Origin of the sequence: uncultured Campylobacter sp. (genome assembly GCF_938041645.1) — a bacterium.
Lineage (GTDB): Bacteria > Campylobacterota > Campylobacteria > Campylobacterales > Campylobacteraceae > Campylobacter_B.
On record NZ_CALIST010000010.1, the window covers coordinates 1 to 17,707 of the forward strand.

At 47.8% G+C, this 17,707-nt stretch carries 17 protein-coding genes; all 17 read left to right on the top strand.

The features are described from left to right. Positions 1-289: 289 nt before the first annotated feature. The 17 genes from Q0600_RS00875 to Q0600_RS00955 all read left to right on the top strand — a co-directional run bounded on the left by Q0600_RS00875 (position 290) and on the right by Q0600_RS00955 (position 17,488). Complete coding sequence (locus tag Q0600_RS00875; protein ID WP_298755787.1) at positions 290-871, top strand: hypothetical protein; 582 nt, start codon at positions 290-292, stop codon at positions 869-871. 1 nt (position 872) lies between these two features. Further along, complete coding sequence (locus tag Q0600_RS00880; protein ID WP_298755791.1) at positions 873-2,078, top strand: PD-(D/E)XK nuclease family protein; 1,206 nt, start codon at positions 873-875, stop codon at positions 2,076-2,078. Between the two features lie 146 nt (positions 2,079-2,224). Continuing rightward, positions 2,225-2,761, top strand: coding sequence for a 50S ribosomal protein L25/general stress protein Ctc (locus tag Q0600_RS00885; RefSeq protein ID WP_177388523.1), 537 nt, complete (start codon positions 2,225-2,227; stop codon positions 2,759-2,761). A gap of 8 nt (positions 2,762-2,769) precedes the next feature. Next, complete coding sequence (gene pth / locus Q0600_RS00890; protein ID WP_298755794.1) at positions 2,770-3,327, top strand: aminoacyl-tRNA hydrolase; 558 nt, start codon at positions 2,770-2,772, stop codon at positions 3,325-3,327. After that, positions 3,324-4,370, top strand: coding sequence for an LptF/LptG family permease (locus Q0600_RS00895; RefSeq protein WP_298755797.1), 1,047 nt, complete (start codon positions 3,324-3,326; stop codon positions 4,368-4,370). The genes pth and Q0600_RS00895 overlap by 4 nt, the downstream gene beginning before the upstream one ends. Positions 4,371-4,415: 45 nt before the next feature. Next, entirely contained in the window at positions 4,416-5,783 is a 1,368-nt protein-coding gene (gene lysA / locus Q0600_RS00900; protein ID WP_298755800.1) for a diaminopimelate decarboxylase, read from the top strand. Then, positions 5,780-6,217, top strand: a complete 438-nt coding sequence (locus tag Q0600_RS00905) for a hypothetical protein (protein WP_298755803.1) — start codon at positions 5,780-5,782, stop codon at positions 6,215-6,217. Before lysA ends, Q0600_RS00905 begins: the two co-directional genes overlap by 4 nt. Then, positions 6,201-7,277, top strand: a complete 1,077-nt coding sequence (gene pheA / locus Q0600_RS00910) for a prephenate dehydratase (RefSeq protein ID WP_298755806.1) — start codon at positions 6,201-6,203, stop codon at positions 7,275-7,277. Before Q0600_RS00905 ends, pheA begins: the two co-directional genes overlap by 17 nt. Next, complete coding sequence (gene hisC / locus Q0600_RS00915) at positions 7,277-8,374, top strand: histidinol-phosphate transaminase (protein WP_298755809.1); 1,098 nt, start codon at positions 7,277-7,279, stop codon at positions 8,372-8,374. The genes pheA and hisC overlap by 1 nt, the downstream gene beginning before the upstream one ends. Then, a complete protein-coding gene (gene dxs, locus Q0600_RS00920; RefSeq protein WP_298755812.1) occupies positions 8,375-10,207 on the top strand; it encodes a 1-deoxy-D-xylulose-5-phosphate synthase in 1,833 nt (610 codons plus the stop codon). Between the two features lie 65 nt (positions 10,208-10,272). Continuing rightward, positions 10,273-10,683, top strand: coding sequence for a Fur family transcriptional regulator (locus Q0600_RS00925; protein WP_298755815.1), 411 nt, complete (start codon positions 10,273-10,275; stop codon positions 10,681-10,683). 48 nt (positions 10,684-10,731) lie between these two features. Next, positions 10,732-12,150 carry a CHAD domain-containing protein gene (locus Q0600_RS00930; protein WP_298755818.1) on the top strand — a complete coding sequence of 473 codons (1,419 nt, stop codon included), beginning with the start codon at positions 10,732-10,734 and terminating at the stop codon, positions 12,148-12,150. Between the two features lie 9 nt (positions 12,151-12,159). Continuing rightward, the gene (ubiE, locus tag Q0600_RS00935; RefSeq protein ID WP_298755822.1) at positions 12,160-12,888 is read left to right on the top strand and encodes a bifunctional demethylmenaquinone methyltransferase/2-methoxy-6-polyprenyl-1,4-benzoquinol methylase UbiE; all 729 of its coding nucleotides are present in this window, start codon (positions 12,160-12,162) and stop codon (positions 12,886-12,888) included. Next, entirely contained in the window at positions 12,881-14,047 is a 1,167-nt protein-coding gene (gene xseA / locus Q0600_RS00940; RefSeq protein ID WP_298755825.1) for an exodeoxyribonuclease VII large subunit, read from the top strand. The genes ubiE and xseA overlap by 8 nt, the downstream gene beginning before the upstream one ends. A gap of 10 nt (positions 14,048-14,057) precedes the next feature. After that, the gene (gene serC, locus Q0600_RS00945) at positions 14,058-15,134 is read left to right on the top strand and encodes a 3-phosphoserine/phosphohydroxythreonine transaminase (protein ID WP_298755828.1); all 1,077 of its coding nucleotides are present in this window, start codon (positions 14,058-14,060) and stop codon (positions 15,132-15,134) included. A 416-nt stretch (positions 15,135-15,550) separates the two neighbouring features. After that, a complete protein-coding gene (locus Q0600_RS00950) occupies positions 15,551-15,790 on the top strand; it encodes a DUF333 domain-containing protein (RefSeq protein ID WP_298755831.1) in 240 nt (79 codons plus the stop codon). A gap of 1,128 nt (positions 15,791-16,918) precedes the next feature. Beyond that, a complete protein-coding gene (locus Q0600_RS00955; protein ID WP_298755834.1) occupies positions 16,919-17,488 on the top strand; it encodes a hypothetical protein in 570 nt (189 codons plus the stop codon). Positions 17,489-17,707 lie beyond the last annotated feature (219 nt).

Consider the following 17,707-nt stretch of genomic DNA (forward strand, 5'->3'; position numbering starts at 1 on the left):
GGGGGGGGTATAATTACACATATCTTTTATAAGGAGCAGGAGATGGCGACACCAAAAAATAGAGTAGGAAAAAACGGCGATAAAAGAGGAAGAGCAGGAAGTTATAGAACTCCCGCTCAAAGAGCCGGAGATAAAAAGCGTCGTAAAAAGTAGTGATCTCGCGCCGAAATTGGGTGCAAGATTAAAATTTAAAGCGCTGCGAGCCGAAACTCTCGGCGCTTTAATAAATTTTAAATCGTGCAAACAACCAAATGAATAAAATTTTAAAATTTCATCGCAAGAGAAGTTTATGAAATATGAAATAATCGACGTCCATACCGCGCTAGAGATCGTTTTTAAAAATTTTAAATGGACTTTGCTCATTGGAATTTTGCTGTTACCATTAGGCGTGGGTGCCGTGATTTTAGTGCTTTTGCCGTTTCAAAGCATTTTGATTTACAATAAAAACAAAAGATACTTGATCGATATGCAAACAGGCAAAATCACCTTCCCTAGAAGCGATGTTGAAAATAGCATTGTAGCCGTTTTGCTCTGCGCGCCGTATTGGAATTTAATGCGCAGCAGAACCGTCACGGCAGATCAAATCGAGGATATGCGCTTAGAGAAAAAAGAGGTAAAAAGCGCAAATATTTTTAAAATTTTCCTAGCGGTGACTAAATTTTTTAGGATGAGTTCCAAAAATGCTAAAACAGCTAGATTGGGGCGGCGCATTAATGACATCCAAACAAGATATTATCTCTACGTCTTAGGAAACTTCGGCTCGACGGGATTATATTTTTACGATAAACAAAAGCGCGACGAGGTACGTAGCGCCATACGAGAATGCGTGCTTAAATTTAGCGCCAAAAATATAGATAGGAATTTATTCTGAGATGATAATTATAAATCGAATGTTTTCTGGCGGCTATTTGAACGAGAGCTTGGGGCACGAAATCATCAATCTTTTTAAAGCAGACAACGGTAGACACTACATCTACGTAAATCCTTACGGCACGATAAACGAGGATGCGAAGAATGCGCACAAAGTCCTTTTAGTGCGTGCTATCTCGAAGCATTGTTTTGAAATTTTAGCTTGCGCTAGCGAGTTAAAGCCGCTTTTGAGCGATGAGCTTTTTGTCTGCGGCAGAAAGCGCGACGCTAAAGAGGAGCTTAAAAGACAATCTGAAATGATTGAAGCACAAAATATCGCTTACGGCGGTGTGCCTCTAAACGAGCTATTTGAAAGCGAAAACGATAGCCCCAATGCGGCGTATATAACATTTGAGACGTCGAATTTTAAAAAACCAAGATTTAAATTTTACATCGTTGATGATGAGAAACTGATAGACGAAACGCATTTTTTAGTGCCATTTAAATTTTCCTCGCAATCTTTGAAGCAATATGTCCGCCACGAAAGCGTACTGGATAAAATTTTCGCGCCCGAGCTTTGGCAAGAGAACGATACTACGAAGCGGATCGGGCTAAATGAAATTTTAAATTTTAAAGCTAAAGAGCAAAATATCTTAGAGATAATCGGCAAGATGGACGATGAGTTAAGCTTTTCAAATTGGATAGTCTATTATCTGCGAAACGATGCGGAACTATTTTTAAAATTTGCAAGTGAAATTTTACGGCTAAACGTAAGCGAGGATGCGCAAATTTTAAGAGAATACAAAAATATAGATATTTTCATAAAAGATCAAAACCACGCAATCGTCATCGAAAATAAGATCAAATCCGGTATCAACGGGATAAGACACGATTTGCAAAGCGGCGCAATACGCTCTCAGCTAGATAAATACTCAAAGATTGCCGATCAGCAGGATTCAGGCGGCAGAGCAAAGTGCTTTTTGCTTCTACCTGATTATAGCTATGCAGATAAAGAGTTAGCGAAATTTGATGAGTATGGACGCTATTCGGTCATAAGATACAGTGCGCTTTTAAAATTTTTTGAAACTCACGAATGCAGCTTGAAATTCTACGACGAATTCAAAGACGCGCTGCGAAAGCATGCGAGCGAATACAAAAAGGATTTTTATGAAATCATGGGAGAGCGGCTAATTATGATAATTTTGCGGCATAAAGGCTTATCGTCGTAATTTATATTGCGGTGCACAAAAGACATCCTAACATGCATAAATAAATTCCACTATTGATCGATCTGCATAAAGTCCCATATTTCTTAAATAGATTTAAAGCAACATTTAGCTATTATCACGCTTCATTTTTTCACAAAGGAAACCTAATGTTAGAAGGTATCGTTAGAGATAGTATCGGTAAAAGGGCTTCAAAATCCTTAAAACGAGATGGTTATCTAATCGCTAATATTTATGCGAAAGGATTTGAAAATATTAACGCAGCGTTTAAAGTAAACGACTTTATCAAAGCTATGCGCGCAAAAGAAGATCTTCCTTTCGAGGTTAGCGTGGGCGGTAAGACATATCGCGTCATCGTGCAAGAATACCAAAAGCACCCCGTCACAAATACCCTAACTCACGTAGATTTGCGCGTAGTTCAGGATGACGTGGTAAGTAAATATCTAGTGCCGGTTAAGGTAACTGGCGTCGCTAAAGGCTTAAAAAACAAAGGTATTTTGGTGCAATCCAAGCGCCGTATCGCCGTAAAATGCGCAGGCAAAGATCTACCAAACGATTTTACGCTCGATGTGAGCGATCTTGACGTAGGCGATTCGCTTTTGATCCGAGACATTCCGGTAAAAGAGGGCGTCAGCATCATTCTAGACGGCTCGGTAGCGGTAGTCGGAGTTACTTCGGCTAAATAGGGGCGCCTATGATACTGATCGCAGGACTTGGGAATCCTGCTCAGAAATACGCAGACACCAGACACAATGTCGGTTTTATGCTAATCGACGAAATTTTAAAGACGGGCGGCTTTAGCGAGCTTAGTTCGTCTAAATTCCAAGGCGAGCTTTTTAAAAAGGGCTCGCTGCTTCTTTTAAAACCCCAAACTTTTATGAACTTAAGCGGCAACTCCGTAAAGGCGGTGAACGATTTTTATAAGCCCGAGCGCATCATTGTAGTGCACGACGATATAGATTTGGATCTAGGCGCCGTTAAATTTAAAAAAGGCGGCAGTAGCGGCGGGCACAACGGCATCAAATCGATCGATGCGCTAATCGGTGCGGATTACGAGCGCGTGCGTATTGGCGTGGGCAAAAAACAGCAAGGGCAGGATGCGGCAAATTTTGTGCTTGGAAATTTTAACGAAAGCGAGCGCGAGAAGCTGAGCGAGATTTTACCCTACGTCGCGCGCGCAGTAGAGGAGCTCATTTGCTCGGATATAGAGCAGATCGCGCAAAAATTTACGATTAAAAAGGCTAGGGTGTGAAGTTATACGTAAAATACTCGGCTCTTTCCTATCTGAAGTATTTTTTTATCCTTCTAATAGCCCTTGAGTGCTTTTACGTAGGCATCGATGTGCTTACCAATCTCAAAGATTTTCCCTCAAGCGCGAATACCGCTCTTTTGTATATCGCTCTAACCGCAGCGGTCGCGCTTAGTTACACGCTGCCGCTAAGTCTTATTTTTGCGCTTATTTTGATGGGCTTTAATATGATCCGTAGCAACGAGCTGGTGAGCTTTTATGCGCTTGGAGTTAGCAAAAACGCGCTGATAATCCCTCCATTTTTGATCGCACTTGCGATTACTGCAGGCTTTATAGCTTTAAATTCCACCCCGTTTGCATACGCATTAAAATTTCAAAAGAATTTAACCGATTTATCGCCTACGGGAGGAGATATGTTTTTGAAATTTGAGGGTAAATATATCTACATCAAAGCTCTAAACGGCAAAACCGCAAATGATATAACGATCTTTGATATGGGGGATAACTCTGTTGCTTCACGCTCGCGCGCAAGCTCTGGCGAATACGCAGGTAAAATTTGGCATCTGCGCGACGTAAATACTACTACTTTACCAGCGCAGCTTAAACTTGGAGGAAGTGGATTAAAAAGTAAGCTTAGCGCGCAGAGCGAGGCGCTTAAGGGCTTTGATCCAAGCTCAATTGCAAGCGTTTATGATACGAGTAATGTATATTCGATCAGGGATGCTTTGCGTTCGATCCGCACCTTTTCGCATCAAGGCGTGAATATCTCCACTATAAAAGCAAGTTTTTATAATATGATATTTTTTCCGTTATTTGCGCCTTTAGCGGTATTGGTGCTGTATTATTACCTGCCCGTTACGGGGCGATTTTTTAATCTCGCGCTGCTAAGTTTTGGATTTTTTATCGCTACGCTATGCGCCTGGGGCGTGCTTTTCGTGTTAATTAGGTTTTCTCTCAACGGCGTCATCATCCCAGAACTTGGTATTATCGTGCCCATAACAGCGTTATTAGGCTTTGCAGCATTTTTGGTTTTTAAGCATCGTTAAGCCTTGATTTGTTAGAATGGCGCAAAATTTATCGGTGGAAATTCTATGGATTATTCAAGCTTAGCCTGCAAATACGGCACCCCCTTATACGTTTACGATTTTAACGAGATACAAAAGAATTTCATAGCGCTCAAAGAGGCCTTCGCAGCGCGCAAGTCGCTCGTCTGCTTCGCGATTAAAGCAAGCTCGAATTTGAGCATTTTAAAATTTCTATCAGATCTGGGTAGTGGCTTTGACTGCGTCAGCATCGGCGAGCTGCGCCGCGCTCTGTATATCGGCGCAAAGAGCTATAAGATCATATTTTCAGGCGTCGGCAAGCAAGATGGCGAGCTCGAGTTTGCGCTTCAATCGGACATCTTGCTGATAAATTTAGAAAGCGAAGCCGAGATGCTGCGCCTGGAGCGGATCGCGCAAAAGCTAAATAAGCCCGCTCGCATCAGCATCCGCGTAAATCCGAACGTTGACGCCAAGACCCACCCCTACATATCCACGGGGTTAAGTGAGAACAAATTCGGCGTCAGCATCGAGACCGCGCGCAAAATGTATATCTACGCCAAAAAGAGCAAATTTTTAAATCCCGTCGGTATCCACTTTCACATCGGTAGCCAGCTTACAGACATTTCTCCGATCTGCGACGCCGCAAAAATAGTAAGCGATCTACTGCGCGAGCTGAGAGCCCTTGAGATCGATATAAAATTTTTCGACGTGGGCGGCGGAATCGGCATCCGCTACGAGGATGAAAAACAGATCGTGCTCTACGACTACGCGCAGGGGATCTTGCGCAGTCTAAGCGGGCTAGACGTCACGATCGCGTGCGAGCCGGGGCGCTTCATAGCAGGAGCTTCGGGCGTCCTCCTTACCCGCGTACTTTACGAAAAACAAAACTGCGGTAAGCGCTTCGTCATCGTTGACGGCGCGATGAACGATCTCATACGCCCGAGCCTCTACGGCGCGCACCATAAAATCGAGCTTGTAAGCGAGCGCAATTCCGACTGCGAAAGCTGCGCGAGCCAAAGCGACACCGAGAATTCTACGGCGCAGAATTCCACGCCGCAAAACGGCGTTTCACAAAGCTTGCAAGGAAATTTCGCGCCACAGAATTCCTCTAATCTAAGCTCCGCCGTGGATAATTCTGCGCCGCAAAGCTCTGCAGAGAGCTTAAGCCTCTGCGACGTCGTGGGCCCGATATGCGAAAGCGGCGACTTCCTAGCCAAAGGCGTTGTTTTGCCGCCGCTGAGAAATGGCGATCTGCTCGCGATCAAAAGCGCCGGCGCCTACGGCTTTTCGATGTCGAGCAACTACAACACCCGCTGTCGCGCCGCAGAGGTTGCGGTTTACGACGGGCAGGACCGCCTGATTAGAAAGCGCGAGAGCTTTGATGATCTAATCGCGCTCGAAAAGGATCTCGTATGAGCCGCGCGGCGAGCCGTCTAAAACACGGCGCGATCTTAAATTTCAAATCCGAGCGCGCAGCGGCTTTAAATTTTAACGCAGCAGCAAGCACGGCCCTAAATTTTAACGCAGCAGCAAGCACGGCCCTAAATTTTAAACACACCGCTGCTTTAAATTTCAAATCCGAACAAAATGCGTCTCTAAATTTTACGCCAGAACAAAGCCCCGCTTTAAATTTTAATCTCGGCTCTTTAAATTTCAAATCCCGCTGCGACGAATTTTATCGCGTCTTCTTAGCGCGCGGAAGCTACAGCGCAGTAATTGCAAGCGATGAAATTTTAAGTTCGCGCGTTAAGAATTTCAAAGCACAAAGCAGCAAGAGCGGCGGCATGAAATTTCTAAAACCGAAATTTAGGGGCGAGCAGAAGGAGGGTTGTGATGCAAAACATCGATGATCTGCGCGTTTGTATCGACAGGCTGGATGATGAAATTTTGCGCCTTATCGACGAGCGCATGGGGTTTGTCAAAAAGATCGGCGAGCTAAAGCAGACCGCGGGCAGCGCGATCTACCGCCCGGAGCGCGAGCGCTCGATCATCAGCAGGCTGGACGGCGGAAAGGCGCGAAATTTAAGCAAAGAGGCGATCGAGGCGATATTTTTTGAAATTTTCTCGGTTTCGCGAAATTTAGAAAAGCCGCAGATCGTCGCGTTTTTGGGGCCTTTCGGCACCTATTCGCACCAAGCCGCCAAGAGCCGCTTCGGCGCGGTAAGCTCCTATCTGCCGCTCTCAAACATCGAAGCCGTTTTTAAGGAGCTTGATAGCGGCGAGGCCAAATACGGCGTCGTGCCGATCGAAAACAACACCGAAGGCGCGGTGGGAGCGACGCTTGATTGCTTGCGAAAATACGAAGGCGTCAAGATCGTCGCTGAAATTTATATGGATATCCACCACTGCTTTGCGAGCCACTGCGACGACGTAAGCACGGTAGAGCAGATATTCTCGCATCCGCAAGGATACAATCAGTGCCTTAAATTTTTAGACGATCACGGCCTTAGCGGCGTTAAATTTACCGCGACCAAATCGACCGCGCTTGCGGCGCAGATGGCAGCCGCCACGCCGCACTGCGCCGCGATCTGCTCCAAGATCGCCGCCGATCTTTACGGCGTGCCGATGATGTTTCAAAAGATCGAGGACAACTCCGCCAATCGCACACGCTTTTTCGTGCTGAGCGACTTTAAAAACCAAAAGAGCGACCGCAACAAAACGAGCATCCTAGCCAAAACCGACGACCGCCCGGGCGGGCTCGTGGACTTTTTGCAGATGTTTCGCAACGAGGGGATAAATTTAACCAAGCTCGAAAGCCGCCCAGTCAAGCTTAGGGATTTTAAAAGCGTCTTTTATATCGATTTTGAGGGACACATCGACGACGAGCGGGTGGCGCGCGTTCTGCAAAACGCGCAGAAAAATGGCCACGAAATCACATGGCTGGGAAGCTATATAAACGGAGGGGAGTGATGAAATTTAACGAATTTGTAGAAAATTTAAGCAATTACGAAGCGGGCAAGCCGATCGAGCTTGTGGTGCGGGAGTTTGGTATCCGCAAGCAGGACGTGCTAAAGCTTGCCAGCAACGAAAACCCCTTCGGCACGAGCGAGGCGGTGCAGGAGGCGATCGCGCAAAACGCGGCACGCGCACATCTTTACCCCGATGATTCGATGTATGAGTTAAAGGGCGCGCTCGCCTCGAAATTCGGCGTAGAGCCGCAAAATATCATCATCGGCGCGGGCAGCGATCAGATCATCGAGTTTGCGCTGCATGCCAAGCTCAATTCGCGCCGCGCGATACTGCAAGCGGGCGTTACCTTTGCGATGTACGGCATCTACGCAAGCCATTGCGAGGCTAAAGTTTACAAAACGAGCGCGCAGGAGCACGATCTAGCTGAGCTTTTAAAAATTTATAACGCGCACAGGGATGAAATTTCGGTCATCTTTTTGTGCGTGCCGAACAACCCGCTGGGCGAGTGCTTGGATGCGGAGGCAGTGTATGAGTTTGCTCGTAGCGTGGATGAGAACACGCTTTTGGTGATCGATGCTGCGTACAACGAATTTGCGGCGTTTAAAGATGAGCGTAAAAAGCTCGATCCGAAATTTTTAATTCAAAATTTTAAAAACGTGCTCTATCTAGGCACCTTCTCGAAGGTCTACGGCCTAGGCGGCATGCGCGTAGGCTACGGCATCGCGCCGCGGCAAATCATAAGCGCGCTTTATAAGCTGCGACCGCCCTTTAACATCACGACGCTTAGCCTCGCAGCGGTGATTGCGGCGCTAAAAGACGAGGCTTTCGTGCAAAAGAGCCTGCGAAACAACGCCGCACAGATGAGCCGCTTCGAGGATTTTGCGCGTGAGCGAAATTTAGAATTTATCCCTAGCTACGCAAATTTCATCACGTTCAAACTTAGCCCGTCGCTAGATAGTAGCGAGCTTTGCGAGCAGCTTCTGCGCCGCGGCATCATCATTCGAAATTTAAAAAGCTACGGGCTAAACGCCGTACGTATCACGATCGGCACGCCCGAGCAAAACGATCGCGTCTTTGAGGCGCTGGGAGAGATTTGAGTGGATATTAAAAATAAAAGTATAGAGGAGCTACGGGAGCTCTGCACGCAGATCAGAGCACGCATCATCGAAGTCGTGAGTAAAAACGGCGGCCATCTAAGCTCAAACATGGGCGCCGTCGAGCTCATCGTGGCGATGCACTACGTATTCGACGTCACGAGCGATCCGTTTATCTTCGACGTGAGCCACCAAAGCTACGCGCATAAGCTTTTGACGGATCGCTGGGAGGAGTTCGGCTCGCTTAGGCAGTTTGGCGGTATCAGCGGCTACACGAAGCCTAGCGAGAGCAAATTTGACTACTTCGTGGCGGGGCACGCCTCGACGTCGATCTCTTTAGCCGTAGGCGCGGCAAAAGCGATAAACCTAAAGCGCGAAGATCGCGTGCCGGTCGTACTCATCGGCGACGGCTCGATGAGTGGCGGCATGACTTACGAAGCGATGAACGAGTTAGGAGATCTGCGCCTGCCCTGCATCATCATCTTAAACGACAACAAAATGAGCATTAGCAAGCCTATCGGCGCTTTTAGCAAATACTTAAGCCAAGCGATGGCGGGCGAAACATATCAAAAATTTAAATCCCACGTAAGAGAGCTGCTCTCGCACGCTCCGCAAAGCGCTACATACATGGCAAAGCGCTTTGAAAATTCCCTAAAGCTCATTATACCTGGGATGTATTTTGAGGAGCTGGGGCTCGAATACATAGGCCCTGTCGACGGCCACAACCTAGCCGATCTCATATCGGCGCTAAAGACGGCAAAAAGTGCGCGCAAGCCCGTAGTCGTGCACGCTCAAACGATCAAGGGCAAGGGTTACGACAAGGCCGAGGGCTATTTGGAGAGCTGGCACGGCGTAGGGCCTTTCGACATTCAAAGCGGAGAATTTAAGAAAAAATCCGCCGCCAAAAGCGCCACGCAAATTTACGCCGAGGCACTTTTAAATTTAGCCGCTAAGCATGAAAACGTCGTGGGCGTGACCGCCGCGATGCCAAGCGGCACCGGCATGGATAAGCTGATCGAGAAATTTCCCCACCGCTTCTGGGATGTCGCGATCGCCGAGCCTCACGCGCTAAGCTCGATGGCTGCGATGGCGCGCGAGGGTTTTAAGCCGTACGTTACGATATATTCGACCTTCATGCAGCGCGCATTCGATCAGATCGTCCACGACGCGGCGATTATGAATCTAAGCTTAGTCCTTGCGATGGATCGCGCGGGCATCGTGGGCGAGGACGGCGAGACGCACGAGGGGGTCTTTGACGTGAGCTTCTTAAATGCGATTCCAAACGTCAGCATGTGCGCGCCGCGAGATGAGGCGAGCTTTAAGCGGATCGTCGAGTACTCATACGTGCACGAGGGGGTTTTGGCGATCCGCTATCCGCGCGGAAGCTTTATTTTGGGCTGCGATGAGGCCAGCGCATCTGCAGTAGAGCTTGCGAAATCGGTGTTTTTAAAGCGCAGCGATAGCGCGCGAGTGGCGCTGATTGGCTACGGAAACGGCGCGGGCAGAGCATATAAAACGGCTGCGGCGCTGGAGGGGCAGATAGAGGCGGACGTCGTGGATCTAGTCTTTGCAAAACCTTTAGACGCCGAGTTTTTGCGAAGCTTAGCTCGCAAAGATAAAATTTGGTACGTCTTTAGCGACAATGCCAAAAAAGGCGGCGTCGGTGAAATTTTAAGCGCATTTTTGCAAGAAAATGAAATTTCGTACGTAAAGATCGTAAGCTTCGAGTTCGGCGATATCTTTTTACCGCACGGAAAGACCGCCGACGTGGAGCGTAGCTTGGGCTTGGATATCCAAACTCTAACCGAGCGAATATTAAGTGATAAAAAGTATTAGTTAATATCAACTTTGTTTAAAGTAAAATTTGATAATATCACTTTAAAATTTTTTGAAGGACAAAAATGAGCCACGTAGAACTACTCAAAACTTGCGGTTTGAAAGCAACTCCTCAAAGATTGTGCATCCTAAAGGTGCTAGATCGCCACGAACATCCAAGTATAGATGACCTATACGAGGGGATCAAGGAGGACTATCCATCTATTTCGCTAGCGACGGTTTATAAAAATTTAAACACCCTGCTTGACGAAGGCGTCGTAGTCGAGGTCAATGCGCCGAATAAAAAGAGTCGCTACGACATTTATCAGATGCCGCACATCCACGTCGTATGCGAAAAATGCGGCAACGTCATGGATCTTTTCATGGATGATGCCTTTAATAAGGACGTTTTGAAAAACATCGAGCGCAAAGCTGGCAATTTCATCCGCAAGCTAAATATCACCGCTACGGTCGAAGACTGCGAAAGGTGTAGATAGTTTAAAGAATTTTCTGCTATTATTACCCACTTTATTTTTGGAGCGGGTATGCAAACTAAGCGTAAATTTTTATTGAGCGACGATTCGATTCTGCGGACGCTAGAGCGTGCGGGGCTGAAATGTCGCAAGGTAAAGATCGCTTGGTTTTATACTTCGTTCTATCCTGAAATTTACTACATCCGCCAAAACGATGAGTGCTCTTTACACCACAAAAAAGAGGATCTCGACAGACAAACTCTAAATTTTAAAATTTCAAAAGATGATTTCAAAGAGGCTTTAAAAAGCAGGATCGCTCGCGTCGTGCAAAAAAACCGCTACGGCTTTGCTAACGACGAGGCGGAGTTTTGGCTAGAGCTTTACGGCGGCGAGCTAAGCACGCTCGCGATTTTACGAGCGAAATTTCAAAGCGAGGCGGCAAGCGCAAATTTCGATTTTGCAAAAACCTTCGGCAGCAGCGATTTTTGCGAGATCACCGACGACTACCGCTACAAAAGCCGCTATCTGGCGCGCTACGGCATCCCGCCGCGATCTCTTGATTTCGCGCACGCCCGCAGCGTTTTTGAAAAATTTAACCGAGTTAAATTTTTCGCGCCGCCCTATGCGGACAGCGTTAAGCTCGCGCGTTTGGCGCTTGAGCTGGCATGGACGAGGGCGTGCGGCGCAAAGAGCGAATATCAAAAAAGCCTAGCCCCCGAAGCTCTTCACGAGCTGCGCGTGCAGATCCGTAAATTTAGAGCCGTTTTGAAGCTATCCGCGCCGCTTTTCGAAGCTGAAAAAAAGGATGAAATTTTAAAACTGCTCGCAGAATTTATGAGCCGCACCAATCAGCTGCGAGACCTTCACGTTTTTGCGGAGTTTTTAAAGACCGACGATGCGCCTGCGAGCTTTTTACAGCAGCTAAATCTTATCACAAAGCGCTCGGAGGATAAAATTTTAGAATTTCTCTCTAGCGCGGAATTTACGAATTTAAGCGGCGCTATTAGCGGCTTTTTAAACGGCGCGGACGGCATCTACGCACGCAGCGAATATGAAAAAATTTCAAAAAAGTTCGCCTCCGCCCGCCTTTGCAAGATAATTAAAAACTTGCGCGCGGAGCTAAAAAATTTAAAGCAAGGCTCATTGCTACAGGCATTTCACGACGCGCGCATAGGGCTAAAGAGGCTACGATACGCGCTTGAAATTTTTGCAAGAAGCTTTGATGAAGGCTGCGTCAGGGAGCTGTTTAAACGCGCTAAGGCCGCCTGCGAGGATTTCGGCGCGCTGCAAGATATCAGCGTGTGGCAAAATTTCATCGCGATCTATCAAAAAGCAAGCGATAAAAGCGGCGTCGCGTTTGCGTACCTGCTGGCTCTGGACGCCCGCTTAAACGACCGCCGCGCCGAGCTGGAAGAAAAAATTTTAAATGAAAAAGAGCCTCTTTTGCGCGCTCTGAAAAGATCGCTGCGCAAAATCAAAGCATACGAATAAGGAAAACCCGTGCAAAAACAGGAAAAAATCATAAAGATGTTCGATGAGATCGCGCCTACCTACGATCTGGCAAACCGCGCCATCAGCTTCGGCGTGGACGTTTCGTGGCGCAAAAAAGCGGTCGAGCTGACGCTTGAAAAGCTTAAAGGAAAGCTCGTGAGTATCGCCGACATCGCGTGCGGCACGGGCGATATGATAAGCTCGTGGCGCGACGGCGCGGCGCAGCACGGCGTGCAGATCGAGCGGATCGTGGGGATCGATCCTAGCGAAGGGATGCTCGAGGTAGCGAAGCAAAAATTCCCTGGCTGCGAGTTTATCAAAGCAACCGCGGGCGCCACGACGCTAGATGATGCAAGCGTGGATATTTTAAGTATCAGCTACGGCATAAGAAATGTCGTGGAGCTGGACGCGGCGCTTGCGGAGTTTAATCGCGTCATCAAACCGGGCGGTTCGCTCGTGGTTTTGGAATTTACCAAAGCCGCAAGCGGCGGGCTCGCGTTTAAAATCAGAGATTTTTACGTGAGTAAAATTTTACCCAAAATCGGCGCCTTCATCTCGAAAAACAAAGAAGCCTACGAGTATCTGCCAAGCTCCATTGACAGCTTCCTAGACGCCGCGAGCTTTAGCGAAAAGCTCAAAAACGCGGGCTTTGAGCTGCGCGTGCAAAAGGGCTTCAGCTTCGACGTCAGCACGCTTTTCATCGCGGAGAAAATCGCGCAAAAGAGCGACGATGCTTAGCGTAAGCGAGCTAAACGCCCAAGCCAAGGCGCTTTTAGAGACGAGCTTTAGCTTCGTCGAGGTCGAGGGCGAGATCTCTAAGCTTAGAATTCAAAGCACGAGCGGGCATTGGTATTTCACGATCAAAGACGCGAGCGCGGCGATCGATTGCGCGATGTTTAAATTTAACGCCGCGCGGATAAATTTTATCCCCGCCGTCGGCGATAAGCTCATCGTAAGCGGCAAGGTCTCGCTCTACGCTCCCACGGGCGCGTATCAGATCCAGGTCTCAAACATCCGCAAAAGCGGCGAGGGCGAGCTGGAAGCGGCGTTTGCCGCGCTAAAAGAAAGGCTTAGCAAAGAGGGGCTCTTCGATGCCGTGCACAAAAAACAGCTTCCGAAATTTGCCCAAAGCATCGCGATCATCACAAGCGCGGGCTCAGCGGCGCAGGCGGATATGCTTCGCACGGCGCAGGGCCGCTTCGCGCTTTGCAAGATCGATCTGTATAACGCACTAGTGCAAGGCGAAGGCGCGCCTGCTTCGATCATAAGTGCGCTGCGCGCAGCCGACGAGAAGGGCTACGATGCGATCGTCATCGCTCGCGGCGGCGGCTCGCGCGAGGATCTGTGGTGCTTCAACGACGAGGCTCTGGCGCGCGCGATCTACGCGGCCAAAACGCCCGTCATCTCGGCGGTCGGGCACGAGATCGATTTTAGCATCAGCGATTTCGTAGCCGATCACCGAAGCCTCACGCCCACCGCCGCGATGATCGACCTGCTGCCTGATATTTGCGCGATCTTTCAGAGCCTAGACGGCATAAGTGACGCGTTTGATAGGCTGATAAAAGATAAAATTTCATCCGCACAAAACGTGCTGAGCCTTGCAGCTTTAGAGCTTAAATCAAAATCGATCGAGCCAAAAATTTCAGGCTCGCTCGCGGGGCTTTTAAATTTCGAGCTTAAATTTAAAAATTTTATCGGCTCCAAGCTAAGCGCCGCAGAGCATACGCTAAGCGCTAAGGATGAGCTTTTGGCGCAAAAGGCGAAATTTTTTGAGATCACCAAAGACCTCGTTCAAATCCAAAAGGACGGCAAAACGGTGGCCCTAGGTGAGCTTGCCGCGGGCGATGAGTTCGTCCTTTGCTCGCAGCAGCTCAGCAAAAACGCGAAAATCATCTAAAGGAGGCAAAATGGATAGAATTTTAAATTTTAGCGCAGGACCTAGCACCATCCCGCTGGGCGTGCTAAAGCAGGCGCAAGAGGAGCTGCTAAACTACGCGGGGCGCGGATTTTCGATAATGGAGATCTCGCACCGCACTAAAATTTTCGAGGAAGTTTTGCATAGCGCGATGAGCCGCGTGCGCGATCTCTACGGTTTTTCGGATGATTTTACGATTTTGTTTTTACAAGGCGGCGCGAGCCTACAATTCGCGCAGGTACCGATGAACCTATACGCAGGCGGCGTTGCAGAATACGCCAACACGGGCAATTGGACGAGCAAGGCGATCAAGGAAGCAGGCGTGCTCGGCATAAACTACCGCGTGGTCGCAAGCAGCGAGGATAGCAAATTCGACCGCATCCCCGAGGTTAAATTTTCTGACGGCGCCGACTACGGCTACATCTGCTCGAACAACACTATCTACGGCACGCAGTATCCGCAGTTGCCACAATGCAAATGCCCGCTCGTAGTCGATAGCTCGAGCGATCTGTTTTCGCGGCCGGTGGAGCTTAGCAACGTGGGGATGTTTTACGGAGGCATTCAGAAAAACGGCGGCCCCGCGGGCGTGACGATGGTTGCAATCCGCAAGGATCTGCTGGATCGCGCGAACCCCAAAACGCCGATGATCCTGCGCTACAAGACGCAGGCGGACGCGGACTCTATGAGCAACACCCCGAATACTTTCGGAATTTACATGCTAAATTTAATGCTCGGCTGGATCAAGGACGAGATCGGCGGGCTCGCGGCGATGCACGAGCGCAACAAGCGCAAAGCGGCGCTACTTTACGGCGCGATCGATGCCAGCGGCGGCTTCTACCGCGGCCACGCGCAAAAAACTAGCCGCAGCCTGATGAACGTGAGCTTTAATATCGCAGACGCCGCGCTTGAGCCCATCTTCGTCGCGCAGGCGGAGGCCGAGGGTATGATCGGGCTTAAAGGACACCGCGTTTTAGGCGGCATCCGCGCCTCTATCTACAACGCGATAAACTACGAGGATGTTGAAAAACTAGTCACTTTCATGAGCGAGTTTGCGCGCAAAAACGGCTAGCGGCGATTAAATTTAGAGGGTTTGAGCGCAGCTCGCGCTTATAGACGAGATTGTTTAGGATCCGCGCTTGCCTTGTTGCTGAGCTGGTATTTGCCGCAGCCCTCGCTTTTATAGCTGGTATTTTACGGCAGAAATAGCTTTGATGCGGCTTAGATTTCGCCGCTAGAATTTTATTGAAGATGAAATTTTATGATGTTAAAATTTTGCTTTGGATGAAGTCTGGTGGCTTCGATTTTGCAGCGGCAAGCAGACTTGGTGCCGCTGGGATTTATTAGGTAGGATTTAACATCTAAAACGCTATTATCGGTGTTCGAGGAGGGTCGGCGGTTTATTTATTTAGGCGCAGGTTTAGCGTATCTGGCGTCTAAATTTAAGCTTAACCCTAAAAACGGGCAAAATTAAACGAAAGGATTTAAATGAGTTTTAAGAGATTTTTTGCAGTAGCGCTTGTGGTGGGCGCTTGCGCTTCGGTGAGCGCAGAGGCTAGCGCTGCTGGGGATTTTTGTATCAAAAACGGCGGCGAGCTAATCGTCCGCAAAGACGGCAACGGCGTGGACTACACCGTTTGTAAGCTGCCCGACGGCACTATGATCGATGCTGAAGAATTTTATAAAACAGGCGGCGATTTGAGCAAATTTAAGAGCGTAAATCGATAGAATTTTATCGATTGTGAGATTTGCAGCAGCGAAATTTCATAAAATTCTGCGTCAAAATTCCTCTTTAAAATTTAGATGAATTCTAACTAGCAAGCGTTAGCACAAGTAAATTATTTGGGTACCTCATACAAAGTGAGGGCAGCAGAGTGATGGAAGAAATTCAATTCTCCAAACATCAACGATGTGCGGAGATTTTGCTCCAGTAAGGTGCTGAAAACGGCGACTACGCAAAGCAGAAATATTTTAAGCGATTTGACGCGACGTGCAGGAAAGCTACTAGATTGCTTGATTAAGACGCAGATTTTTTGGATATGCGATAAGCGTTTGTGTCCTACTTGCTGAACTTAAATTTTAGCCGTTCGTGGGCGTAGCTCACTTCCTTTTTTTTAAAAGGCTCAAATTTTAGCCGCTTGCGGGTGCTCGTTCGCTTCCTTTGCCTGCGTAAATTTAGCACGTGAAAATCACGACCTCGCCGCACATCGATAGCTTCGCATCGAGCTCCAGTACGTGGTTCTCGTATATGGCGCGCGTACTCGAAATTCGTCATTTTCGCCCCTTTAAATTTTGATCGTCAAAGCGTTTGCGTGGAATTTTACCTAAATTTTGCGCATTTGCCGAATTAAAATTTATGTGCGATGAGACTTTTGTAGAATTTAAAATTTAGCGGTTCGGTTTGGGTTCAGTACTGCGACAAAGCGGCGGGCGATGAGCGACGACGGGTTGTCGTGTGGGCGGTTAGTAGCGGTGGATGGGTATCGCGCGGCGGAGGCGTCGCCCGACGACGGCACCTACGGCACGTGACGACGGGCGGTAGCCGATGATCGCGACCGCAGCGCTCGCAGGCTACTTGCTCGCAGAAGCGGACTTTTCGCGCTCAGGCCGTCGCAAAATGGCGGGCAGCGTATTGGATGACCGCAGCGCTTGTAGCGCCCGTGATGAATGCCGTGTTTTTCATAATTCCTCCTTCGGTAGGAATTTTATTAATTTAGCTCGCCCTTTTACCGCTTGCATTAGTAGTGTCTTTCCATCTACTGGCTGTATCGTCGAAGAGGCGCAAACGCAGTATGCAATGTAATTTTACAGATCTTTTTATTTTGGCTAAAATAAGCAAAATTTTAAAGGAAAGATATGCTGATTTCTTACTTGCTGCGAGATAACCGGAAATTCGCTAAAATGAGAACTAGAATTTCGCGCAGAATTTATAAAGGGAACAAGTTCATCCGCGCCGTCTGCGCGATAGATTTGCTTTTCGCTTTTGCGTTTTCGGCTTGCCTTTTTATTTTTGAGGACGATTGGATAGAGTTTGTACGTAAGTACTATGGTGATAAGTCCTGGATAAAGAGCCTAAGAGCGATCTTGCCTACTGCTTGCGCAGTTTTTTATATTTACGCTATTTGCGTTAGATCGTGGCTACTAAATTCCGCGATATACGATAAGAATAAAAATGTCACTTTCGGCGATTTTAGCATTGAAATTTCAGACGATTTAAAGGGGCAATTTATATTAGTAAGTGAGCGAGATACGCTCATTTACGATGCGGAATTTTGTGAGGTGGTAATGGAGCGCGATTTTTTGGTAATTTTGCTGGAAGGAAGTCTTTTTATCGCCGTACCAAACGAAGCGTTTAAAGAAATAAGCAAGGAGGAATTTGCTGCGAAATTAAACAAAACAATAAGTGAGGCAAAAAGCGAAATTTAAAAAGCTATGGGCAGATAGAACGGATATGATTGCGATCACAATGGAATTTTAGCCGTAATGAAATTTTATCCGTTGCTTGCAAATCTTTTGCTATTTTTGTTTTAAAAATTTTTGCTAAAGGATTTTATTTATGCTTACGAGTGCATAGTAAAAGTACCGCACTAAAATTTATTGAGCTCGGTGATGTACTCTTGAGAGTGCGCCTAAAATATTTTTATG

Excerpts from the sequence above, each read along its gene's own strand:
- lysA (WP_298755800.1), top strand. The coding sequence starts at position 4,416 with ATGGATTATTCAAGCTTAGCCTGCAAATACGGCACCCCCTTATACGTT.
- serC (WP_298755828.1), top strand. The coding sequence starts at position 14,058 with ATGGATAGAATTTTAAATTTTAGCGCAGGACCTAGCACCATCCCGCTG.
- xseA (WP_298755825.1), top strand. The coding sequence starts at position 12,881 with ATGCTTAGCGTAAGCGAGCTAAACGCCCAAGCCAAGGCGCTTTTAGAG.
- Q0600_RS00955 (WP_298755834.1), top strand. The coding sequence starts at position 16,919 with ATGCTGATTTCTTACTTGCTGCGAGATAACCGGAAATTCGCTAAAATG.
- Q0600_RS00925 (WP_298755815.1), top strand. The coding sequence starts at position 10,273 with ATGAGCCACGTAGAACTACTCAAAACTTGCGGTTTGAAAGCAACTCCT.
- Q0600_RS00880 (WP_298755791.1), top strand. The coding sequence starts at position 873 with ATGATAATTATAAATCGAATGTTTTCTGGCGGCTATTTGAACGAGAGC.
- Q0600_RS00905 (WP_298755803.1), top strand. The coding sequence starts at position 5,780 with ATGAGCCGCGCGGCGAGCCGTCTAAAACACGGCGCGATCTTAAATTTC.
- Q0600_RS00885 (WP_177388523.1), top strand. The coding sequence starts at position 2,225 with ATGTTAGAAGGTATCGTTAGAGATAGTATCGGTAAAAGGGCTTCAAAA.
- Q0600_RS00875 (WP_298755787.1), top strand. The coding sequence starts at position 290 with ATGAAATATGAAATAATCGACGTCCATACCGCGCTAGAGATCGTTTTT.
- Q0600_RS00930 (WP_298755818.1), top strand. The coding sequence starts at position 10,732 with ATGCAAACTAAGCGTAAATTTTTATTGAGCGACGATTCGATTCTGCGG.
- pth (WP_298755794.1), top strand. The coding sequence starts at position 2,770 with ATGATACTGATCGCAGGACTTGGGAATCCTGCTCAGAAATACGCAGAC.
- hisC (WP_298755809.1), top strand. The coding sequence starts at position 7,277 with ATGAAATTTAACGAATTTGTAGAAAATTTAAGCAATTACGAAGCGGGC.
- Q0600_RS00950 (WP_298755831.1), top strand. The coding sequence starts at position 15,551 with ATGAGTTTTAAGAGATTTTTTGCAGTAGCGCTTGTGGTGGGCGCTTGC.
- pheA (WP_298755806.1), top strand. The coding sequence starts at position 6,201 with ATGCAAAACATCGATGATCTGCGCGTTTGTATCGACAGGCTGGATGAT.